At 41.7% G+C, this 22,826-nt stretch carries 19 protein-coding genes; 6 read left to right on the top strand and 13 right to left on the bottom strand.

Annotation, left to right across the window (positions count from 1 at the left end; translation table 11 throughout):
* The first annotated feature begins 107 nt into the window (after positions 1-107).
* The 4 genes from C9414_RS17025 to C9414_RS17040 all read left to right on the top strand — a co-directional run bounded on the left by C9414_RS17025 (position 108) and on the right by C9414_RS17040 (position 4,984).
* The gene (locus C9414_RS17025; protein ID WP_258182650.1) at positions 108-974 is read left to right on the top strand and encodes a TetR/AcrR family transcriptional regulator; all 867 of its coding nucleotides are present in this window, start codon (positions 108-110) and stop codon (positions 972-974) included.
* A gap of 16 nt (positions 975-990) precedes the next feature.
* Complete coding sequence (locus tag C9414_RS17030) at positions 991-2,424, top strand: MDR family MFS transporter (RefSeq protein ID WP_107164135.1); 1,434 nt, start codon at positions 991-993, stop codon at positions 2,422-2,424.
* A 174-nt stretch (positions 2,425-2,598) separates the two neighbouring features.
* Positions 2,599-3,975 carry an aspartate kinase gene (locus tag C9414_RS17035; protein WP_107164136.1) on the top strand — a complete coding sequence of 459 codons (1,377 nt, stop codon included), beginning with the start codon at positions 2,599-2,601 and terminating at the stop codon, positions 3,973-3,975.
* Positions 3,976-4,138: 163 nt separating this feature from the next.
* On the top strand, positions 4,139-4,984 hold the full coding sequence (locus tag C9414_RS17040; protein WP_039176521.1) for a GAF domain-containing protein: 846 nt from the start codon (positions 4,139-4,141) through the stop codon (positions 4,982-4,984).
* A 38-nt stretch (positions 4,985-5,022) separates the two neighbouring features.
* On the opposite strand, the gene C9414_RS17045 is transcribed toward C9414_RS17040, so the two are convergent.
* The 10 genes from C9414_RS17045 to C9414_RS17090 all read right to left on the bottom strand — a co-directional run bounded on the left by C9414_RS17045 (position 5,023) and on the right by C9414_RS17090 (position 16,124).
* Entirely contained in the window at positions 5,023-6,450 is a 1,428-nt protein-coding gene (locus tag C9414_RS17045) for a sensor histidine kinase (protein WP_106025697.1), read from the bottom strand.
* A complete protein-coding gene (locus C9414_RS17050) occupies positions 6,440-7,132 on the bottom strand; it encodes a response regulator transcription factor (RefSeq protein ID WP_099662907.1) in 693 nt (230 codons plus the stop codon). Before C9414_RS17050 ends, C9414_RS17045 begins: the two co-directional genes overlap by 11 nt.
* Before the next feature lie 369 nt (positions 7,133-7,501).
* On the bottom strand, positions 7,502-8,836 hold the full coding sequence (locus C9414_RS17055) for an MmgE/PrpD family protein (RefSeq protein ID WP_107164137.1): 1,335 nt from the start codon (positions 8,834-8,836) through the stop codon (positions 7,502-7,504).
* Positions 8,827-9,984: an amidohydrolase gene (locus C9414_RS17060; RefSeq protein ID WP_047202697.1), complete on the bottom strand. Its 1,158-nt coding sequence runs from the start codon at positions 9,982-9,984 to the stop codon at positions 8,827-8,829. The genes C9414_RS17055 and C9414_RS17060 overlap by 10 nt, the downstream gene beginning before the upstream one ends.
* Before the next feature lie 33 nt (positions 9,985-10,017).
* Positions 10,018-10,764 (bottom strand): amino acid ABC transporter ATP-binding protein, encoded by a 747-nt coding sequence (locus C9414_RS17065; protein WP_039176505.1) that lies wholly within the window; start codon positions 10,762-10,764, stop codon positions 10,018-10,020.
* A 12-nt stretch (positions 10,765-10,776) separates the two neighbouring features.
* Positions 10,777-11,451, bottom strand: coding sequence for an amino acid ABC transporter permease (locus tag C9414_RS17070; RefSeq protein ID WP_024427305.1), 675 nt, complete (start codon positions 11,449-11,451; stop codon positions 10,777-10,779).
* A 24-nt stretch (positions 11,452-11,475) separates the two neighbouring features.
* Positions 11,476-12,270 carry an amino acid ABC transporter substrate-binding protein gene (locus tag C9414_RS17075; RefSeq protein WP_107164138.1) on the bottom strand — a complete coding sequence of 265 codons (795 nt, stop codon included), beginning with the start codon at positions 12,268-12,270 and terminating at the stop codon, positions 11,476-11,478.
* 22 nt (positions 12,271-12,292) lie between these two features.
* On the bottom strand, positions 12,293-12,796 hold the full coding sequence (locus tag C9414_RS17080; RefSeq protein ID WP_107164139.1) for a GNAT family N-acetyltransferase: 504 nt from the start codon (positions 12,794-12,796) through the stop codon (positions 12,293-12,295).
* Between the two features lie 16 nt (positions 12,797-12,812).
* Positions 12,813-14,138 carry an LLM class flavin-dependent oxidoreductase gene (locus C9414_RS17085; protein ID WP_107164140.1) on the bottom strand — a complete coding sequence of 442 codons (1,326 nt, stop codon included), beginning with the start codon at positions 14,136-14,138 and terminating at the stop codon, positions 12,813-12,815.
* 198 nt (positions 14,139-14,336) lie between these two features.
* Positions 14,337-16,124, bottom strand: a complete 1,788-nt coding sequence (locus tag C9414_RS17090; RefSeq protein WP_107164141.1) for a right-handed parallel beta-helix repeat-containing protein — start codon at positions 16,122-16,124, stop codon at positions 14,337-14,339.
* Between the two features lie 263 nt (positions 16,125-16,387).
* Here C9414_RS17090 and C9414_RS17095 point away from each other — a divergent pair, with 263 nt between their 5' ends.
* Entirely contained in the window at positions 16,388-17,881 is a 1,494-nt protein-coding gene (locus tag C9414_RS17095) for a peptide MFS transporter (protein ID WP_047202703.1), read from the top strand.
* 68 nt (positions 17,882-17,949) lie between these two features.
* Here the strand turns inward: C9414_RS17095 and uxaC are convergent, their stop codons facing one another.
* The 3 genes from uxaC to C9414_RS17110 form a co-directional block, all read right to left on the bottom strand.
* On the bottom strand, positions 17,950-19,383 hold the full coding sequence (uxaC, locus tag C9414_RS17100) for a glucuronate isomerase (RefSeq protein WP_107164142.1): 1,434 nt from the start codon (positions 19,381-19,383) through the stop codon (positions 17,950-17,952).
* An 82-nt stretch (positions 19,384-19,465) separates the two neighbouring features.
* Positions 19,466-20,563, bottom strand: a complete 1,098-nt coding sequence (locus C9414_RS17105; RefSeq protein ID WP_047202705.1) for a Gfo/Idh/MocA family protein — start codon at positions 20,561-20,563, stop codon at positions 19,466-19,468.
* A 58-nt stretch (positions 20,564-20,621) separates the two neighbouring features.
* Positions 20,622-21,788, bottom strand: a complete 1,167-nt coding sequence (locus C9414_RS17110) for a Gfo/Idh/MocA family protein (protein WP_107164143.1) — start codon at positions 21,786-21,788, stop codon at positions 20,622-20,624.
* A 350-nt stretch (positions 21,789-22,138) separates the two neighbouring features.
* Here C9414_RS17110 and C9414_RS17115 point away from each other — a divergent pair, with 350 nt between their 5' ends.
* Complete coding sequence (locus C9414_RS17115; RefSeq protein WP_107164144.1) at positions 22,139-22,816, top strand: GntR family transcriptional regulator; 678 nt, start codon at positions 22,139-22,141, stop codon at positions 22,814-22,816.
* The last annotated feature ends 10 nt before the right edge of the window (positions 22,817-22,826 follow it).

Below are 22,826 nucleotides of genomic sequence, written 5' to 3' on the forward strand. Positions count from 1 at the left end.
GTTCATTTTCTTGTCTTAATGTATTGGTTTTGTTATGATAGCCAAAGTGACCACTCGGTTTCCATTGTGACCATATGGTTTTGCCGATTCGGAAAGGACTTATGAAGATGAAAGTAAAGCAAGAAGAGATTTTGCGGGTTTCGAAGAAATTGTTTTCTCAAAAAGGCTATATGAGTGTCTCCATGCAGTCAATTGCCGATGCCTGTAAAATATCAAAAGCGTCTATTTATAAACTGTTTGATTCAAAGGAAGCTCTTCTATTAGAACTGATTAAATACAATCAGCGCAAAATGAGAGAGATTTCCCGCATCATTCATTCAGAAACGACGCTGTCCAAAAAGGAAAAATTCACAAAGAAGATTAAGCTTGAGCTTGAAGAGTTTAAAGAGAATCATAAATTTTTGAACATGCTGTCCTTTGAAGCTTTTTCTCAGCATTCGCCCATTGTCATTAAGCATTTACGTGAAACACGCTCCATTATCATGCAGCGGCACAGAGACATTATTTTAAGTACATATGGTGAATCTGTCGCTCCATATGTCTGGGATTTAGTGATTGTTCTCAATGGATTAATGAGAGAATTCATCTTAATGCTGGCGATTGAGCAAAAAAACATCCAATTAGAAATTGCTGCCGAAATGATCATCGGTGTAATGGATCGTGTATCGAAAAAGCCTTGTTCCATTGAACCTGTGTTAACAGACGAGCTGATGAACTCTTATTTGCTTTCCTCACAGGACGAATATGACGAAGAAAAACTTATCAATTCGTACTTAACAAAAATCAAACAAGAGCTTCACTCATGGCCAAACGGAGAAGAAAAAAATGATCTCCTCTCTGCGTATGAGCTGCTCAATCAGGAATTATCAAAGGACCAACCGAGAACCTTTTTAATCAGCTCACTGCTCGATTATTTAGGCAAAAACAGCGTTTTATCACAAAACGTGTCACAGCTGAAAAGCATCATTTTATAGATAAAGAAGGGATAACATGAACCAATCAACAACATCTTACAATCGATCTGTGATTGTTGGGATTTTTCTCGTTGGGGCATTCGTCGCGATATTAAACCAAACGCTTCTTATTCCAGCGATCCCACATATCATGGAAGACTTCAATATTGAGGTCAGCAAAGGACAGTGGCTTACAACAGCCTTTATGCTGACAAACGGGATTCTCATCCCGATTACAGCTTTCTTAATTGAGAAATTTTCGAGCCGTTCTTTAGTTTTAACGGCACTTAGCATCTTTACAGCCGGTACAATTCTTGCTTCATTTGCTACGAATTTCCCGGTGTTACTTGCAGCGCGTATCGTACAGGCAGCCGGTGCAGGGATTTTAATGCCGCTGATGCAAACGATCTTTTTAACCATTTTCCCAAAAGAAAAACGCGGGCAGGCAATGGGCATGGTCGGACTTGTCATTTCGTTCGCACCAGCGCTTGGACCAACACTTGGCGGCTGGATTGTCGATTCCTTCAGCTGGAAGGCCCTGTTCTATATTGTTCTGCCAATCGGTATCATCGACCTTATTCTTGCTTTCTTCTTAATGAAAAATGTCACACAGCAGCGAGAGACACGTATTGATGTCTTATCAGTCATCTTGTCGTCCTTCGGTTTCGGCGGGCTGCTTTACGGATTTTCTAGTGTCGGCACGTATGGATGGACGAGTGCGACTGTTCTCATTTCACTGATTGTCGGCGCCGTGAGCTTGTTCTTCTTTATCCTGCGCCAGTCGAACTTAACAAGACCGATGCTTGAGTTTGGCGTATTTAAATTTGCGATCTTTAGCTTAACCACCTTCCTTGGAATGCTTGTCTTTGCTTTATTAATTGGTACAGAGACAATTCTGCCACTTTATACGCAGAATGTCAGAGGGCTGTCTGCACTTGATACAGGGCTGATCTTATTGCCGGGTGCTCTCTTCATGGGATTCCTGTCACCGATTATTGGACGGATTTTTGATAAAGTCGGCGGAAGAGGGCTGGCATTAGGCGGATTTACGATCCTCACCGTTACCACCCTGCCATTTATGCTGCTCACCCTTGATTCATCGATCGCTCTCATTACGGTCGCCTATACGCTTCGCTTAATCGGGGTTGGGATGATCATGATGCCGCTGACAACGGCAGGTATTAACGCATTACCGCCTCATTTGATCCCGCATGGGACAGCGATGAATAACACGATGAGACAAGTAGGCGGTTCCATTGGAACGGCTGTGCTTGTTTCCATCATGAGCAGCTCTGCTGCAAATGCAGAATTAGCCAATCCATTAAAATCAGCCGTTCATGGAATGAATACGTCATTTTTCATTTCTGGTCTGATTGCAGTCATTGGACTCATCCTCTCCTTTTTCTTAAAGGCAAAACGTGATAACAAAGTGATGAAGCAGGAGATATCTTCCTCCTCCTCTTCTTCATAAGAAAAAGAGCTCGGCATATGGCCGGCTCTTTTTTCATATCATCATACAGCACCGTCCTCTCTGTAAATACATTTGTATTTCCAGAAAAGAAAAACCTTGATAATTTAAAGAAAAGAGTTGATAATAGGAACTATTCAATTTGTGAGAAAATTTTTACTATAGGAGATGTATGCATTGAAGGTCGTGAAATTTGGTGGCAGTTCACTTGCATCTGGCAAGCAGCTGCAAAAGGTATTTGACATTGTAACAGCAGATCCAGCTCGAAAAGCAGTCGTTGTTTCCGCACCAGGAAAACGGCATTCAACGGATACGAAGGTCACCGATCTATTAATTAGCTGTGGTGAACAATATTTACGTTTAGGTGAAGCACATGATTTAAAGGAAGCCGTCATCGAGAGGTATGCCTCAATAGCGGATGAACTCGGATTAGGTCAAGACATTATCGATACCATCAGGCAAGATCTAGACACATTATTACAGGCTGATTCATCTCGCCCTGAGTGCTATCTTGATGCCATCAAAGCAAGCGGCGAAGACAATAATGCAAAGCTCATTGCTGCCTATTTCCGCCACCAGGGTGTGGAAGCTCATTATGTGAATCCAAAGGAAGCTGGTTTGTTTGTGAGCGATGAGCCTGGCCAAGCGCAAGTCCTCCCGGAATCATATGATCATCTGTACAAATTAAGAGAGCGGTCTGGCATTATTATATTCCCTGGCTTTTTTGGCTTTAGCCTAGCAGGAGACATCGTTACCTTTTCGCGAAGCGGCTCCGATATTACCGGTTCCATTTTGGCGAACGGTCTAAAGGCAGATGTGTATGAAAACTTTACAGATGTGGATGCTGTCTATGCTGTCAATCCAACGATCGTTCATGAACCGAAAGAGATTACAGAACTGACATACCGGGAAATGCGCGAGCTGTCTTATGCTGGTTTTTCTGTGTTCCATGATGAAGCACTTATTCCGGCCTTCCGTGCAGGCATTCCAGTTCAGATTAAAAACACCAATAACCCGTCGGCAAAGGGTACAAAAATCGTGAATCAGCGGGACCATACAAATGGACCTGTTGTTGGAATCGCCTCAGATAATGGATTTTGCAGCATTTACATTAGTAAATATTTGATGAACAGAGAGGTCGGCTTTGGTCGTAAGGTGCTGCAAACATTAGAGGAATATGGGCTTACGTATGAGCACGTACCTTCTGGCATTGATGATATGACCATTATTTTAAGGCAGGATCAGCTGGAGGAGCAGCATATTGAACAAGAGCTGCTAGACCGCTTAAAGCTCGTGCTTGATGCAGATGAGGTCGTTTTAGAGCGGAATCTCTCGCTGATTATGGTTGTAGGAGAAGCGATGCGTCATAATGTTGGCACAACAGCAAGAGCGGCAAAGGCGCTGTCAAAAGCGAAGGTCAATATTGAAATGATCAATCAAGGTTCTTCAGAGGTCAGCATGATGTTTGGCGTCAAAGCGGCTCAAGAAAAAGAAGCTGTTCATGCCTTATATGAGGAATTTTTCTCTATGTCTACTGTCCCTGTCTCCCTTTAATCAGCAGGCTGCCAGATCTTAGGATCCGGCAGTCTTTTTTCCTCTCCCGCTTCGGGTTCTCTGCGCATTAAAGTGTATCTATTTCTCGTTTGATTTTGTATGATAGAGACAAATCAACTATCCGTTCCGACCTATGATCGGAGCTACAAGGAGTCCTAAAACAATGCCTCGTCAACAACTATTAAAACAGTTTCGCAATTTTCATGATGCTTCTACTAGTATTTTAAACATGATGAGTCAATTCATTGGTGTGAATACACTGTTTATCGCTAAAAATGATCAAAACACCAATCAAATTGTAAAAGTGTTAAATCATGACGAGCAGCTTCTTGAAGAAGGGGAAGAACTTCCTTATGAAAAGACATTTTGCAAGCTGGCGGTCGACCATCAGGCTACACTTGTGATCCCTGACATTTCGAAAGATGACCGTTTTAAATACTTAGAGGTCACGAAAAATCTTCAAGGCGGCTCGTTCATTGGGGTTCCCATTGATTTCACAGATGGGACGAACTACGGAACGATTTGCGGACTTGATGTGAGACCAAATCATTTCACAGAAGAGCATGTGTATATGTTTGAAACGATGGCTTCTTTATTAAGCTACGTTCTCGAGCTAGACCGTGCCAACAGGCAGATTCAGCAATTGTCTGTACCGATCGTACCAGTTGTTGACGGTGTCGCCGTGCTTCCTCTGCTTGGTGATATTGAAGAGACACGTGCTCAGCATATTTTGGAAACCATTTTACAGGAAAGCTACAGGCTGTCGCTCTCTCATTTGGTTATTGATGTATCGGGAACAAAAAGCCTGAATGAACAGAGCATTCAATATTTGGTCAGCTACGCACAAACGCTGAGACTTTTAGGAATTTCGGCAGTTTTAACAGGCATTAAACAAGACCTTGCTTTAAGTGCGATTCAGTCCAATATATCGTTTAAAGACATCACCATCCGAAAAGATTTACCGCAGGCACTTGCTCATATTGGGTTAACGTTTACCAAAAATGAATAAGTGGTGATTCACCAAAAAGGGCTAAAATGAACTTCATTTTAGCCCTTTTCTTCTGGAAACGGCAGTCGAATGGTAAATGTCGTTCCATTGTTTTTTTCACTTTTCATATCAATATGCCCTTCATGTAAGTCCACAAGCTGCTTCACGATGGACAAGCCCAATCCGTATTCTCCATACGGTGTATTCGTTCTTGAGATATCCGCTTTATAAAAACGTTCCCATATGTGTTTGACTTCATCTGGCGCAATGCCAATGCCTGTGTCTTCCACTTCAATGATCGTCTCTTGATTTCCTTGTTTTCCTCTTAAATAAATACGACCGCCTTCTGTGAATTGAATCGCGTTCTTTGTGATATTGACAAGCATTTGAATGAGCCTGTCATAATCCGCATAAACCTTTAGCTTGGGATCAACATCCACGATCAGCTGATTGTTTTTCTCTTCGGCGATTCGGCTCAGCTGCTCTTTCATCACTTCAAATGTGTCAATGAGTGGATAGTGAAATTTCTGAAGGGTAATTTGATTCGATCTAATTTTCTCATAATCCATATTTTCATTGACGAGGCGCAGCATACGTTTTGTCTCGTCAGTAATTAAGGAATAGCATTTCTCTTTCTCTTCTGCTGACACATCCGCTGTGTTCAGCCATTCCACCAGTCCTCGAATGGTGGTCAGCGGAGTTTTCAATTCGTGAGACACATCTGCGATGAATTGGCGTCTGCGCTTTTCGAGCCGGTCAATTTCCTCTCTTGATTGCTGAAGACGCTTGGCCATCATATTAAAATCCTCACCAAGTGTGCCAATTTCATCAAGGTGTTTGTTTTCAAGCTTGATGTTGTAATCACCTTGCGCAATCTTTTCAGTCGCCTCTCTCAACTTTTTGATGCGGTTCACATGAAATTTAGACAAGAACAGGCTGAGAATAAAGGTGATCGTCAGTGCCACAAATACGATGATATACAGATAACGATTCATTTGGGCGATGAGCTGTTCAGCGCCTTGAATCGGGGCAATAAGGACGACTCCACCCTTTAGCTTTCCATCCTCCATGACAGGGAGTGCCACAAGTGATGCCTCTTGATCAAGGCGGCGTGAATCACTTCGCTTGTCAATGATTTGCTCTCCTTTTGAGAGTTTGGCCCATAAATCCTTTGTCAATAATACTTCATGCGGCGGCATCTCTTGCTGCTGAGACAGAATATCTCCTTTTTCATCAAACACGAAAAAACGAATTTGCCTCGTCGAAAGAATATCTTCAAATGGACGCAGACGAAAGGTCATCTCGCTTTTAGGGAGTCGTTTATAATCTTGCAAGATTTCATTCCCATAGGAGCTCATTTCATTCACTCTGTTTTGATAGGCAATATCTTTCACAAAATGAGATAAAAGGGTGCTGATAATGACAATGGCGATGAGCAATAACCCAAGATGACTGATCAGCAGCTGATAAAAATATTTAATCTTCATCGAACTTATACCCTACGCCCCATACTGTATACAAAAAGGGCTTAGGACCGTCCCCAATTTTTTGGCGCAGCCGTTTAATATGGACATCTACCGTTCGTTCATCTCCATAAAATTGATATCCCCAAATTTGCTCAAGCAATTGTTCTCGTGAAAATACTTGCCGAGGATGCTGAATAAAAAAGCACAACAGATCGTATTCCTTCGGTGTGAGGTTCTCTATTCGCTCTCCATCCAGGAAAACTTCCCTCGTTTTCTTATCCAACTGAAAATGTGCTGTCTCCAGCCGTTCACCCTCATTCACCTTTTCTTGAGTCGTTGTATGAGCAAAGCGTCGTTTCACCGCTCTAATTCTTGCCATCAAGGTGAGTGGGCTAAAAGGCTTGGTCACATAATCATCTGCCCCAAGATCAAAACCAAGCACTTGATCAGATTCGGTTTCCTTTGCTGTCAGCATGATAATCGGAACATCACTGATCTGACGCACCTTTTGACAAATGGTCAGACCATCCATCGAAGGAAGCATGACATCTAAGATGAGCAGATCCCAATCCTCCTCTTGCTGAAAGCGATTCAGTCCTTCTAATCCATCATGAACGAATTCAGCTTGAAATCCCTCTCGTTGAAAAAACATATCCGTCATTGTACAAACACTCTGATTATCTTCAATCATTAATATTTTCATCATCAGCCTCCGCTGCTGCCATTGTTTTTCTTTATGTAGCTTTATTTTACATCTTCCCTCTCAAATCTCAATTGGATTCCACTGTTTTCATGAACTTATCATCGTTTGGTCATCTTTTATTCATACTTTTTGAAAGAACTAATACTGCGGTGAATCACATGAGTTTTTTTATGATGGAATTGCAGAAGATGGTCAAGATGTTAGTTGAAGTTATAATTCAACATTACTTTACAACATATCAAGATGAGGACAGTGTCATTTATGGTTCTTTAACTCATGAGGAAGTCTCATATATTTAGATAAAGAACTTCCTAACAGTTTATGATAGATCTATTTAAAAAAGCTCATCTCTATTGATGAGCTTTTTTATCATGCCAGCAACTTCAAATACGCAGCGTCGTTTCCCTCTTCAACCGCCTGTAGAATCTGCTGTGCTTGTGATGCGCTTGTGACGCTGCTTAACTTTTGTATGATATCTTCTTTCGATAACGCACAGCCTGGTGCTCCCTGAGGTACATCAACTCGTTTGCTGATGGTGGTGCCGTCAGATAAGGTGAGCTTCACAATCGTAAAGCGTCCTTTTGGAACAGCCTCGGGATGGGGTTCTATCGTTTGATCATATCCTCTGCTCACCCGTTTCATCCATATCCGCATATCTGATGGAATGTTTTTTTTCGTAAAGGCATCCAGCGTAAGCGTCTGTCCAAACACTGCAAGTGCGATGACATATTCGACACTGAATCGTCCTTCTTCTCCAGTCAAAGGTGTTCGTTCAATAAGCGCTGCATCCCCGCCTGGCGGGAATATGACCTCGACCTGTCTTACCTGCTCCGGCAAAAAAGCCCGCTCTTTTATTAAAGATTGGATCGCATCTGCCGCATGGTGGGCTGCTGAGCAGAATGGATATACTTTGAACCACAGCCCCGGCGAAACAATACGCCATGTAGAACCATAGTCTTCTAGCAAACGGCTTTCCGCACGCTCCTGATCTCCATAGAGTGAAAAGAAACCAAGTGCGCCATCAAGAACCGAGTCATTCCCGCCAAAACCTGAACAAGCTAAATCCATAGACCAAACGGCTGTTTTAGCAGCTAATCCGGCTTGTAATGGTTTCATATCAGAGCCAAACTGCTTTCGCATTCCAGCTGATTGCGCTCCGGCAAAGCCGATTGCTTTCGTCAGTTCTTCTCGTGTGACCTGCTTCAAATAGCCAATCGCACATACTGCCGCAATGGCACCGAGTGTCCCCGTATTATGCCAGCCCCGCTCATAATGCGCCTTGCCGATGGATTCGCCAAGTCTTGCCATCACTTCAACACCTATGATGTAGGCAGCTAAAAACCGTTCGCCATACCCTTTGCCGTCTGTCAGCTGTGAAAGCAGCGCTGGAATGATGACGGCACTTGGGTGTCCTCTCACATCTGAATGGACATCATCATAATCAAGAGCATGGATGAGGTAGCCGTTCAGCATCGCTGCGGATTGGCGGCTCACCTTCCTCCCTTGTCCCATGACAGGAATCTGAGCGGCTCCGCCTTCCTGTTCAACAAGCTGCATCAGCTTCTGAATCCCTTCATCCTCTTTCGCAGCAAGCGCTGATGCCGCAGCATCTAACAGGCCATTTCTAGCCATCTGAATGGCCCGTTCATCTTGCAGCGGATCAGCAGAAAGCACTGCCTCTGCCAGTTGTTTTGTTAATTCCATGATCGATACTCCAATGCCCGAACGGCAAGCTCAGCAAAGAAGGCAGCAGCAACCGGAAGTGCGTCTTCATTTAAAGTAAACGCAGGGTGATGCCACTCCTTCGTACCACTGGTCCCCATCCATACAAAAAAGCCTGGAATGCGTTCTTGATAAAGGGCAAAATCTTCTCCGCCCGGTGACTGCTCTGCCTGCACGACACGTAAGTCAAGCGAGCCCGCCGTTTCTTCTACCACCTTTGTCAGACGCTCATCATTCATGACAGAAGGCAAATAAGGATGCCATCTCACTTCAGCCTCTGCTCCAAATCCCTCTGCAATTCCGCTGACGATTTGTTTCATGAGCTGTGGAATCATTGCTCTTACTTCAGGCTCAAACGTCCGGACCGTTCCTTCCATCTCGACACGGTCGGGTATGACATTCCATGATGTACCGCCTTGAATGCGTGTGATGCTGACAACCGCATGATGCAAGGAGCTGATGCGGCGGCTGACGATTTGCTGAAGGGCACTTGTGATCTGCCCGCTGATGGCAATTGGGTCCACCGTGTGATTTGGAATTCCGGCATGACCTCCCGTTCCTTTAATATCGATTTCAAACCGATCCACACTCGCCATCAATGCTTTTTCTCTAATGCCAATCGTGCCAACTGGCAGGTCAGGTTTGTTGTGCATGCCGAAAATCGCATCGACTCCATCTAAAACGCCTGCCTCTATGACGTGTTTCGCTCCTTGAGCAACTTCCTCAGCCGGTTGGAACAAAATACGGACCGTTCCTTTGATTTCGTGTTTCCGCTCCTTTAATAAAAGTGCCGCCCCAAAAATAGAAGCTGTATGGAAATCATGACCGCATGCATGCATTTTGCCCGGTACCTTTGAAGAAAATGGTTCGCCAGATGCTTCTTCAATCGGAAGTGCGTCAATATCGGCTCTCAGAGCAATCGTCGGTCCTTCTTGTTCTCCTTTGATTTCACAGACAACGCCTGTTTGCAGGGCTGGGATATCAAGTACAGTGATCCCTTCCTCTTCTAACCAGCGGCGCAGTTTCTTTGTCGTTTCATATTCTTCAAACGCCAGCTCTGGATGCTCATGAAGCGCTCGGCGAATGTTGATTAAACGTTTGTTTAAAGCTTCATTTCCTATTGATTTCACTGTCAATCACCCCTCTAAAGAATAAAAAGCAGCTTATGCTTCTTCAGCCGCTGCTTCTTTTTGGATAAATCGTTTCGTCCGTTCATTCTTCGTTTCATCAAATAACTCAGTTGGCGTCCCCTGCTCAATAATATGACCATCTGCCATGAAAATCACATGGTCTGCCACTTCTCTTGCAAACGCCATTTCATGTGTGACGATGATCATTGTTGTTTCTTGAATCGCAATGGATTTAATGACTTGAAGCACACCTGAGACAAGCTCTGGATCAAGCGCTGACGTTGGTTCATCCAGCAAAATCGCATGTGGATCAACCGCTAACGCGCGGGCAATCCCAATCCGCTGCTGCTGCCCGCCAGATAATGTGACTGGATAGCTGTCAGCCTTTTGCTCTAGCCCTACCTGCTTCAGCAGTTTCATACCGATTTCATTCGCCTGCTGCTTTGTCATTTTTTTCGTCACAAGCAATGATTCTGTAATGTTTTGCAGTGCTGTCTTGTTTTTAAATAAATTATAGTTTTGAAACACCATAGCCGTTTGTTGACGCAGGTGATGGGCTTCTTTACGTGAATATTTAGACGCATCGAGCTTCGCATCGCCAATTTCAATCGTGCCTTCATCTGGTGTTTCTAATAAATTTAAGCAGCGCAGCAAGGTGGATTTACCGGAGCCAGAAGGTCCGATAATGGCCACAACCTGCCCTTTTTGCACATCAAGATTAATTCCGTCTAAGACGACAAGGTCGCCGAATGATTTCTTCAAATTGGTGAGCTTGATCATGTCCACACCTCCTTAATTCCGGTAAGGCTTGCTGATTTTTCGTTCAAATAGGTCTTGCAGGAAGCTATAAATGATGGTCATCACCCAATACACAATCCCTACGGCTAAATAGGTTTCAAAGTATTTATAGTTCGCTGATGCAATCATCTTCCCTTGTGCAAACATTTCTGCCACACCAATCGTAAAGGCAAGAGATGTTTCTTTTAAAAGACCGATAAAGGTATTCCCCGTCGCTGGAATTGCATTTCTGATGGCCTGCGGGAAAATAATTCTAACGTAAGACTGCCATCTTGTCATACCGACAGATAAGCACGCCTCCAGCTGCCCTTCATCTACTGAATTCAGAGCCGCTCTGAAAATTTCTGCTAAGTATGCTGAGTTTTTAATACTTAATCCGATAATGACCGCTGTTAAAGCATCCATTGAGGTCATCGCAGGGAATAGCTGCGGGAGACCAAAATAAATGAGAAAGAGCTGAACCAAGGTTGGAACCGCTCTGAAGAAAGAAATATACAGCTTGGCAAATTGGTATAAAACAGGTATCCGGTTTTTCGTAATGAGAGCGAATACCACACCAATGATAATGGCAAATACCATGGAGACAATCGCCATGAAGATCGTTATCGGCAAGTATTGAAGCAATGTCGGAAAAACCGTCACCATATACTGCCAATCAATTTTGTTCATGTCTGCTCTTCACCGCCGCTGTCGTTATTTTTTAATTGGCACTGTCACATCGTCTTTGAAATATTTCTCAGACAATTTCTTAAGTGTCCCGTCTTCTCTTAATTCTTTGATGGCTTTGTTAAATTCTTCTCTTAGTTTGTCATGCTTTTTATCTTTCGCAAATGGGTAGCCTACTTCTTCATATACAATTGGGTTGCCTACGATTTTCAGCGGCAGACCTGTTTTTTCAATTTGAGCAAGTAATACACTGCGTCCGTTGACATATGCATCTACGCGGCCATTTGCCACTTCATTTAATACGCCGTCTTGCGTTTCATATGTTTTAATCTTGATTTTCTTGTCTGGGTCTTTGCTCTCTAAGTTTTTAGCATGGTTAGAGCCAAGAACCGCCGCCACTGTTTTTCCTTTTAAATCGTCAAGACCTTTGATGTCGTTGTTGTCTTTTTTCACGATGATTTGTGTTCCTGCGTAAGCGTACGTATCTGTAAAGTTAAACGTTTGTTTACGCTCGTCTGTGACTGCAACTTGGTTTGACACTGTATCGAGCTTACCAGATGTCAGCTGCCCCATTAGTCCGCTGAATTCGCTCAGCTGCCAGTCTAGATTGTAGCCAAGCTTTTTCGCAATGGCTTCTGTTACTTCAACATCGAATCCGACAAGCTTGCCATTGTCTTTATAAGCAAATGGATAGCTTTGTCCAGTAGCGCCTACTTTTAATACTTTTTCGTCTTTGCCTTCACTTTGATTGTTACCACCGCAAGCTGCTAAAACTGCCAGCATTGCTGCAAAAAGAACGACTAGCCACTTTTTGTTTTTCATGTTCGAAAACCCTTCTTTCGTCTTATGGTTGTGTGATATCTGATCTTAATTGTTTTTTAAAATAAATCGTGATATGACCTTTACCTAAATCCTTTTCTCCTGCTCTGACATAGCCTTTGCGCTCATACATTTCTACGAGCCACGGGTGCTTATCAGCTGTACCGAGTGACACGTACGGTACCTTTAGTGTATCCCTTAGTACTTCGGTTTCAACCCATTCCAGCAAGGCAGAGCCTGTCCCTTTTTTGGCGGCTGGTTCTGAGGCAAACCACCAGATGTGAGGGACGCCGAACGGTCCTGGCTGCTCTCCCCAAGGCATTCGGAGTGATAAGGTGGATAGAAGCTCTCCGTTCTCTTCCATCACGTAGCAAAGATTCTTTTGTACATTATTCTGAACGAGAGCGAAATCGGCATGTGCTGCTTGGAACTGGATGCCGAGCTCACGAATTGGCTCATAGGCTCTTGTTGTTAGTTCAAGCAGCGCCTCTATATCTGCCTCTGTTGCCAGACGAAACGTGTATCCCAACGTTAGTCACCTCACCTTATGTCGTGTAGCGATTTTTTGGCTCTGTTAGTCCGAGATTTTCTCGTAAGGTTTGTCCTGTGTAATCCGTTTTGAATAAGCCTCGTTCCTGAAGGATTGGGACGACGCGGTCTACGAACACATCCAGTCCTTCTGGCAAGAGCGGCGGCATGACATTAAAGCCGTCTGCTGCTTCTTCAACCAGCCATGTTTCCATCACATCTGCCAGCTGCTCCGGCGTTCCAATGAAAATATTATGACCGCGTGAGCCGGCAACTGATTGATAGAGCTGGCGAATGGTCAGGTTATCCTTTCTCGCCATATTCATTACGAGATCAAAACGGCTTTTCACCGCATTTGACGTGCTCGGATCAATCTCTGGAAGTGGTCCGTCTAACGGATACTGAGACAGATCAATCCCGCCTAAGTAATTTTGCAGAATACTCAGTCCAATCTCAGGAACAATCAGCTCCTGTAATTCTTCATATTTTGCTCGGGCTTCTTCCTCTGTCTCAGCAATGATTGGGAAGATACCCGGCATGATGCTGACGTCCTCTCTAGCACGGCCAGCAGCCTCTACTTTCCCCTTCAAGCTTTGATAAAATTCCTTCGCTTTTTCGAGATCGTTTTGTGCAGTGAAAATGAGCTCTGCTGTTTTTGCTGCAAGCTTTTGACCATCTTCGGAAGATCCTGCTTGAATGATCACGGGCTGCCCTTGCGGCGTGCGTGATACGTTGAGAGGCCCCCTGACTGAGAAGAACTCACCTTTATGCTGGAGCTCATGAAGCTTACTAGATTCGAAGAATTCTCCTGTTTCCTTGTTTCTGACAAGGGCGTCTTCCTCCCAAGAATCCCAGAGACCTTTGACGACTTCGACGAACTCCTCTGCCCGCTCATAACGTTTATGGTGTGCTAAATGCTCTTCTCCGCTAAAATTTTTCGCTGTTTCTTCAATAGAAGATGTGACCACATTCCATGCCGCTCTTCCGCCTGATAAATGATCAAGGGAGGCAAACTGTCTTGCAATATGGAAAGGCTCACTGTATGTAGTGGATGCTGTTGCTGCTAAACCAATGGTTGAAGTCGACTCAGCAATCGATGAAAGCAGCGTGAGCGGTTCAAATCTCGTTAATACGTTCGGATGAGAGGTTTGATTAATGGATAAACTGTCAGCTAAAAAGAGCAAATCCAGCTTTCCTTCCTCTGCCTTTTTCGCTAATTGTTTAAAATAGTCTAGGTTCATGGCTGCGTCTGGTACTGCATTCGGATGTCTCCAAGAGGCAACGTGATGTCCAGTTCCTGCGATGAATATGCCTAGCTTGAGCTTCCTTTTCGGCTGTGACACTTGTTCTTCATCCTTTCTATATCCTACATGTATCAAACTGAAGTCCTTAGAAGATACATTTTTCTGATTGAATTAATCGGTTTTATTAATAAAAAAAGGGCAAATGTTGCGAAAAATGAAAAATAATTATTACTATATGCCCTTTTTACAGGATTGTCAACCGCCTTCTGAACCTCCAAAATAAGGGATTTCAAACGCTTATGATGGCGTATCAATCTCAATATTTCCGATGAGCCGGTCTGTGGTATGTGTCAACAATTGACTGCGTTCCAGCATGTTGTGAGCGATGACAGAATGAGTGGAATTTGCGGTGCGGACGGCAATCGCTTTTTGAGGAGATAGATTGATGATGTTATTGCGTAGCACACGAGCTGACGAAGCCTGGTCAATAAAGATCGCTGTCGGCTGTCCGATCGATCGATTCAAATAGAAGCGGTTATCTCCAATTTGTGGTGAACCATTTTTAATATACATCACCACATATAAGGATGTTTCTTCAAAGGAATTGTCTTTAATTTCTAATGCCCCTGTCGTGCTGCTGTATACAGCGTAGTTTTGATAGTTTTTAAAGCGATTCTGCCAGATGAAAGCCTTTGCATTTCCGGTGACACTGATCGTATAGGAAGAATCTAGCTCCGGGTGTCCTTCTTGAATAAAGTGGTTGCCGTTGATCCCTGTTTCCCCTTCCTGCACCCAGATTCCTCTGCTGAATTCTTTGAATTGATTGTGCTGGATAAGGATATTCGTTCCTCTCACCACGGCCGCATCAATAACAGAATAGACCGTATTGTTTGAAAAGACGACACTATCCGATTGATAGATACGCAGCGAGGCGCTCCTTTTTTCGATATTCGTTCCTGATTCAATATGGTTTCCTTCTATTAGAATACGATTCGCCATATAAACGGACACAGCCGCATCTTCAAAAAGACTAATTTTATTACCCGTAATGTGTACGCTGTCTCCCCTCACGTCAATCCCTTTTTCAAACCCCTCAATCATATTGCCAATAATAATCACATTGTTTTCCGTTTGACCAAGTGAGACACCTAAGCTCGTAATCCCTGCTTTTGTAACACCTCCTCCTACTGCACGAATCAAATTGTTGGCAATGATCGTTTCGGTGGAGAAGCCATAGGAGATACTGCTATCTGTATGATTGCCTTCAATGATCACACCATAGCCATTAAAGTTATAGATGGAGCTTGCAGCACCTCCTCTGACGATGTTGTTTCGAATCTGAATATTCAGCGGTTCTTCCATATTAACGGCATTTTCTCCATAGCCTTCAATATCAATGCCCATTCTCGGCTCAACCCCATTGACCCCTGCCCTTTCCAAGAGACAGTCCTCCACAATGACGCCATCACAGCCTGTAATCGAAATATTGTTGCGCCTCGAATCTGTGATGGTGCAGCCGGAAATATCAATAGATGCAGCAGGCGAGTACGGTTCACCCTCTGTCAACAAACCATGGGGACTGACAATAATGCCGTCTCCCGTACAATTTTTGATTTGGACATGATTTACCTCGACATGGGAGGCACCTTCAATGCACACCCCAAAGCCCCATTCATGGGTTTTTCGTTCAGAGGGTAGCGGCTTGTATACATGCTCATGACGATCCCCTTCAATACGTCCTCCTCGGATGGTCACATTCTGAACCTTTCCTATATAAAAGGCTGCATACCCCCATGAATCATTTGGTTTTACCTTTATCACAGCGTCTGACGCCATCTCAATGCATATATGACTTGGCACCCGTATACCTGCACCTCGGAAAGGAAAAAATGAATCACCTCTGTACACCGCATCTATTAAATATGTGCCGCTCGGCAGCCAGACATGGGAATACCCTTGTGCTTTTGTCCATTCTAAACATTCATTGAGCTTGGCTGTGCAATCCGTTTTCCCGTCAGCAATCACGCCAAAATCTAGTACATTGACAACAGGTTTTTTTAGATCAGCTTCATTCAATTCCCCCAACCTAAATCACTCCTTTTCACACATGTTCTCTCGTCATCCTATGCATGTGGTAAAGGTTTGCTTGTACATTGCTTCAAATTTTAAATAAATTCTTCCGGAATAACTTTCCGATAATTTTTACTTCAATGAATTTTTCATTTTTTTGAGTCTTTAAGCCTATTGAACTAACATTTTCCTGTTTTAGAATAGTTTTATATTGACACAAGAACTATACAAGAATATCATTTTTCTCATATCTCTTTTTTTAAGAAAGGATCTATGCCATGTCTACAATTGACCACGATAAAATTGTTAAAAGTGTTCCTCAAAAAGGGTTTTTTGGACATCCTAAAGGACTTTACACGCTGTTTTTCACTGAATTTTGGGAGCGTTTCTCCTATTATGGCATGCGTGCACTGCTTATTTATTATATGTACACAGAGGTGACAAAAGGCGGTCTAGGCTTTGACCAGACGACAGCCAATTCGATCATGTCTGTCTACGGTGCGCTTGTCTATATGTCAGGAGTTATTGGCGGATGGCTCGCCGACCGGGTATTTGGTTCGTCCAGTACGGTGTTTTATGGCGGAGTTTTCATTATGCTTGGCCACGTGATTTTGGCTTTGCCAAGTGGAGCAACAGCGCTCTTTATTAGTATGGGACTGATTATTATTGGGACAGGTCTTCTTAAGCCAAACGTTTCAAATATTGTTGGCGACCTGTATACAAAAACAGATCCACGTAGGGACTCTGGATTTAGTATTTTCTACATGGGGATCAACATGGGTGGCTTTATCTCCCCATTAATTGTCGGAACACTCGGTCAAAAAGTGAATTTCCACCTCGGGTTCTCACTTGCTGCCGTCGGGATGCTTGTTGGACTCATTACATTTGTGGTCACAAAAAAACCGAACCTTGGTCTTGCCGGCACTTATGTGACAAATCCATTATCAGCTGCCGAACGTAAGAACTTCAAAATTTACGGATCATTGGTTGTGATCTTGCTCGCAGTTTTTGCTGTCATTGGCATTCAAACAGGCGCACTCACAATTAATTTATTCACTTGGTTTGTCAGTGTTCTTGGTGTGCTCATTCCGATTGTTTATTTCATTATCATGTACTTCAGTAAAAAGACGAGCGAAGTAGAGCAATCCAGAGTTCTCGCTTATATTCCATTGTTCCTTGCTGCGGTGATGTTCTGGGCGATTCAAGAACAAGGTTCAAACATTTTAGCGACATATGCAGATCAACGAACAAACTTGAATTTCCTTGGGATGACACTAGCCTCTTCGTGGTTCCAATCATTGAACCCGATCTTTATTGTGCTGCTGTCTCCAGTGTTTGCTTGGTTATGGGTCAGACTCGGGAAGAAACAGCCGTCTACCCCGATTAAGTTCTCACTCGGTCTTTTGTTTGCAGGGTTATCCTTCATCATCATGATCATTCCTGCATACATGTCAGGTCCGAACACACTTGTGAGCCCATTATGGCTCGTTCTGAGCTTCTTCCTCGTCGTGATCGGAGAGCTCTGCTTATCACCAGTTGGACTGTCAGCGACAACAAAGCTGGCACCTGCTGCCTTCTCAGCACAAACGATGAGCCTTTGGTTCCTTTCAAATGCGATGGCACAGGCGATCAATGCGCAAGTAGTCAAACTGTTTGATAAAGTGCCAGAAACCGTCTATTTCGGTATCATCGGATTGCTGGCCATCGTTTTATGCGTTGTAATGCTATTACTGACACCAGTGATTAAGAAAGCGATGAAAGGCGTTCATTAATAAAAAACTGGACATGAGTACCTCATGTCCAGTTTTTCACTTTATTGATAATCAGTCTTCATATATTTTTAATTCGTATTCATTGGTACTGTCTCATTTATTTCAATATTAAAATAATTCACGGCATTGTGATAACAAATATCTTTGACTATTTTCCCTATAAATTCGTAATCTCTTGGAAGCTCCCCATTTTCTATCCAAGTCCCAAATAAATTGCATAAAATTCTTCTGAAATATTCATGACGAGGGAACGATAAAAAACTCCTTGAGTCTGTAAGCATACCTACGAAAGTGCTAAGCAAACCTATATTAGATAATGTTTTCATTTGATCTAGCATGCCGTCTTTTTGATCATTAAACCACCACCCGGATCCAAATTGAATTTTTGCTCTGGCATCAGAAGATTGAAAATTCCCTATAGTAGAGGCCACAATCGCATTATGAACGGGATTTAAATTATAGATAATGGTTTTAGGTAAAAGGTTATCTTTGTCTAAGTCATTCAAAAAACCATTTAAATGTCTTGCTAGGTGGAAGTCAGACATAGAGTCGTACCCACTATCTTTTCCCGTTAACTTGAACATTCGTGTGTTATTATTCCTTAAAGCACCTATGTGTAATTGCATGGTCCAATGAAGAGAATGATATTTTTTACTCAGGTGAAGAAGAGTGTTTGTTTTAAATTTATTTATATCTTCTTGGGATAGTGTTTTTCCTTGCAGCGCACGTACAAATATAGAAGACACTTCTTGTTCAGTAGCTGGTGAAAATGGAAATATTTCAAAACCATGATCAGAAATTCTGCATCCATTCGCGTGAAAATAATCAATTCGTGAATGTAATGAAGCGATAAAGTCTTCATATGTTAAAACAACGCCGTTGATTGACTCACCTAATTTTTCTATATAATTCACAAAATTTGATTGTTCAATATTTAAAGCTTGATCCGGTCTAAATGTAGGTAGGACCCTAGTAGTAATTCCTACATCTTTACGTATGATTTGATGAATTTCTAAAGTATCGATTGGATCATCAGTCGTACATACAACTTTTACATTAAATTTTTCTAAAATTCCATTTGTGGACATGTTACTTTCATTTAATCTCTCATTACAGATATCCCAAATTTTATGTGCATTTTTTTCTGAGAACAACTCATTTATATTGAAATAACGACTTAATTCTAAATGTGACCAATGATAAAGAGGGTTTCCTATTGTATATGGAACCGTTTGGGCCCAAGCTAAGAATTTTTCCTTGTCACTTGCATTCCCCGTGATCAATCTTTCTTCTACGCCTAACCATCGCATAGCCCTCCATTTATAGTGATCTCCATTCAGCCAAATATCAGTCATATTTTCATATTTTTTGTTAGTAGCAATATCATCAGCCATTAAATGCGTATGAAAGTCATAGATTGGCATATTTTTCGCGTAATCATGATAAAGAACTTTTGAACTTTCGTGATTAAGCATCATATCTTCACTTAGGAATGTAGACAATATAGTCACCTCTATACTTATGTTTAGAAAATCTCAATTAAATGAAATAAGGTGTTATTAACAAAAATAACACCTCACTTTTTTAGATCTTACTTAATTCAAACTCCGTATTTACATAGATTGCGTCTCGTTGTGCAATTAAGCATAGTTCTGCGGCTTTAAAAGTATGTTCTTGAGTCATAGCATTTTCAGTATCGTTTAAACAATCTAAAATAAGTTCACCAAAGTAAGGGAATCCTACTTCTCCATTTAGAGAAAAATGTTGCTCTGTCTGTTGATTTACTAAGTATAAATGGTCTCCTGTTTTATCCCTTGCTATGTCTACGTATTTGCGAATTTCAATATACCCATCTGTTCCAAGAATGAATGTACGCCCATCCCCCCAAGTGCTAAGGCCATCAGGAGTCAGCCAGTCTACTCTAAAATAGTTTGTAGCCCCATTATCCGCAATTAAAGTAGCATCGCCGAAGTCTTCCAATTCTGGATATTGATGATGTTTGTAATTGCCCACTTTACTATGTACAACTTTTGCATCTTTTGCGCCAGAATAGTAAAGGAATTGTTCAATTTGGTGACTACCAATATCACATAGAATACCTCCATAATACTCCTTTTCAAAAAACCAGCTTGGTCTGCTTTCTACATTACTACGATGTGGGCCAGTCCCAAGAACTTGTACCACTTTTCCAATTGCTCCTTGTTCAATCAATTGACCAGCAAATACGGCACTCTCCACGTGCAAACGTTCACTATAATAAACAGCCCATTTAAGCCCCGTTTCAGCTGTTTTTTTACGAGCAAGCTCCAATTGTTCTAACGTTGTAAAAGGTGATTTATCCGTAAAATAATGCTTACCATGATCTAAAACACGCAGCCCTAAATCACAGCGTTTAGATGTAATGGCTGCGCCTGCCACGAGCTTTACATCTGGATCTTCTAGAACTTCTTTCTCACTTTTGGCTGCCTGTACCTCCGGATATGCTTTACAAAATTCTTGTACTTTTTTCTGATCATGATCATAAACCCATTTTAATGTAGCTCCAGCCTCAGTTAATCCATTGCACATTGCATAGATGTGTCCATGATCAAGACCTATAGCTGCTATTACGAATTGTCCTTCTGTAACGACAGGGGCACTTTTTCCCTTAGGAGCATAATTCATTCCATCACTTTTCTGCATGATTGTTCCTCCTCTAGCTAGCTTCCAGTTTATTTTTAATAATTTAATAACGTTAGACTCATAGTTTCTCGTAATTTCCTCCAACGGTTATCGTATCGTCTGAAAAATTTTCTACACTGCTTTGTTTTTCATAAAAATGCTTAACGTTCGCGAGCATTCCTTCACGTGTGTAAAAAGGATCGTCTGCTAAAAGAGGAAGCTTCACATGAACACCTTGGTTTGCAGATTTATAGATGGCTGTAATAAGTTCTAGTGTTTTTCTTCCTTCTGTTCCATCAATCAGCAGCTTCTGGTTACCCTTGATAGCCATTAAAAAATTATTTATTTGTCCTTTATGCCCTTCAAATAGTAATTCCGGATATTGATTAAAAGCTTCCTGAATACGATTTTCTAAATCCTCATCATTTTTCTCTTGAGGAAAGCCATTTTCTTTAGCTATTTGAGCATTTACTTTCCATGGGACAGATACTCTAGCTTTTTCACCTTGAAAAATCAGTTGTTGTTCTTCTCCATGATGAACAACAGAACTGGTTACTTGTGCTAAGCTGCCATTTCCATAGCGAAGTACAGCAATAGAAAGGTCTTCAACCTCTGCATTATCATGCAAGGTATTACTAGTTGCTGCAAAAATGTCAGTCGGCAATCCTAACATCCATTGCAACATATCAATATGATGGACAGCATGATTAAGTGTACAACCTCCACCTTCTTTTTCCCATGTACCGCGCCACCATAAATCATAATAACTATGACCACGCCACCAAAAAGAATCAACTTGAGTATGAGCGATTTTTCCAATTAGGTTTTGATCAAGGACATGTTTTAATCTCATAATGGGCGTCATAAATCTGTTTTGAGCAACAACGGATAAAAGCTTCTGGCTTTCAATAGATGCTTTTATCATTTCGTCACATTCTTTTAGAGAGGAAGCCATAGGTTTTTCTACTAAGACATGTTTGCCTGCTTTAAGAAAATCAATGGCAATGGCTGCGTGCATATAAGGAGGTGTACAAATGGAAACGGCATCAATCGTAGGATCATTCAATAACTCTTGGTAGTTAGCGACAACTCGTGCTTCTAGGTTATATTTTGTTGCTGCAGACATTGCTTTTTCAGGATAAATATCAACTAAAGCTACAATTTTACTCATTTCAGGCATTGCAAGATAAGCTTCGATATGGGCAGTTGCAATAGATCCAGTTCCTATAATTGCGATGTTGGACATATCAATCTTTCCCTTCTGCAAGAAGATAAATTTTCAATTCTAATAACGAGATAGCGCTTTCAAAAAACTGAATGATTCACCTAACTGATAGATCAGAGTACCGTTCGTTCTAATAATATTCTAGTTAGACTAGTATGGTAGATCAAAAACATTATAACTCAATCTTTTTGAATTTTGTATAGTTTTTTGAATTTTCTTTTTAATATCCCGCACTTTTATGATTGATCATGGTTTAGAATCATCAAGAGTTATATAAATGCTCACAGGATAAATATTCAGAAAAATTAAATTAGTGTCTACCATTCTAATGCACTTGTATGGTAGTATGTTAGAGAAAGGAGATTAGAATAATGAATATCGATTTTAAAAACCAAAACCTCTCTACGAGGGAACAAGTTTACAATATGCTAAAAGATCAAATATTAAGCCTGAAGCTTCCACCTGGGACAAATATTTCTGAAAAAGAAATATCCATTCAATTTAATGTTAGTCGAACTCCTGTAAGAGAAAGCTTTTTAAAATTATCTCAAGAAGGATTATTAAGTATCTACCCTCAACGAGGTACATTTGTTTCTTTAATTGATTTGAACCTTGTGGAGGAAGCACGGTTTATGCGAGAACATCTCGAGAAGGCCGTGATTAGACTAGCCTGTCAGGAGTTTTCTGAAGAGCTGATTAATGATTTAGATATGAATTTAAGTATGCAAAAAATTTGCGTTAAGAAAAAAGATTATAAAAAAATGTTTGAATTAGATGAGGAGTTTCATAGAACTATTTTCAAACGGTGTAAAAAAGAAAAAACATGGTTCGTTATTCAACAGATGAATGTACACTTTAATAGGAGTCGCATGTTAAGGCTAGTAACAGATTATAATTGGGATAATATTCTTTCTCAACATGTAAATATCTTCAAAGCTATACAAGATCAAGATGCTGATAAAGCTGAAACAATCATGGAAGAGCATTTGAAAATTGCACTTGTTGATAAAGAATTATTGAAGAAAGAATATCCAAATTATTTTAAATAAAAATAGGTTG

The organism is Bacillus sp. Nf3, from assembly GCF_003028545.1.
GTDB lineage: Bacteria > Bacillota > Bacilli > Bacillales > Bacillaceae > Bacillus > Bacillus safensis.

What these genes read in the sequence shown, in the direction of transcription:
- C9414_RS17050 (WP_099662907.1), bottom strand. Translation starts at nt 7,132, where the DNA reads ATGAAAATATTAATGATTGAAGATAATCAGAGTGTTTGTACAATGACG.
- C9414_RS17075 (WP_107164138.1), bottom strand. Translation starts at nt 12,270, where the DNA reads ATGAAAAACAAAAAGTGGCTAGTCGTTCTTTTTGCAGCAATGCTGGCA.
- C9414_RS17025 (WP_258182650.1), top strand. Translation starts at nt 108, where the DNA reads ATGAAAGTAAAGCAAGAAGAGATTTTGCGGGTTTCGAAGAAATTGTTT.
- C9414_RS17055 (WP_107164137.1), bottom strand. Translation starts at nt 8,836, where the DNA reads ATGGAATTAACAAAACAACTGGCAGAGGCAGTGCTTTCTGCTGATCCG.
- C9414_RS17040 (WP_039176521.1), top strand. Translation starts at nt 4,139, where the DNA reads ATGCCTCGTCAACAACTATTAAAACAGTTTCGCAATTTTCATGATGCT.
- C9414_RS17105 (WP_047202705.1), bottom strand. Translation starts at nt 20,563, where the DNA reads ATGCAGAAAAGTGATGGAATGAATTATGCTCCTAAGGGAAAAAGTGCC.
- C9414_RS17070 (WP_024427305.1), bottom strand. Translation starts at nt 11,451, where the DNA reads ATGAACAAAATTGATTGGCAGTATATGGTGACGGTTTTTCCGACATTG.
- C9414_RS17065 (WP_039176505.1), bottom strand. Translation starts at nt 10,764, where the DNA reads ATGATCAAGCTCACCAATTTGAAGAAATCATTCGGCGACCTTGTCGTC.
- C9414_RS17045 (WP_106025697.1), bottom strand. Translation starts at nt 6,450, where the DNA reads ATGAAGATTAAATATTTTTATCAGCTGCTGATCAGTCATCTTGGGTTA.
- C9414_RS17110 (WP_107164143.1), bottom strand. Translation starts at nt 21,788, where the DNA reads ATGTCCAACATCGCAATTATAGGAACTGGATCTATTGCAACTGCCCAT.
- C9414_RS17115 (WP_107164144.1), top strand. Translation starts at nt 22,139, where the DNA reads ATGAATATCGATTTTAAAAACCAAAACCTCTCTACGAGGGAACAAGTT.
- C9414_RS17095 (WP_047202703.1), top strand. Translation starts at nt 16,388, where the DNA reads ATGTCTACAATTGACCACGATAAAATTGTTAAAAGTGTTCCTCAAAAA.
- C9414_RS17030 (WP_107164135.1), top strand. Translation starts at nt 991, where the DNA reads ATGAACCAATCAACAACATCTTACAATCGATCTGTGATTGTTGGGATT.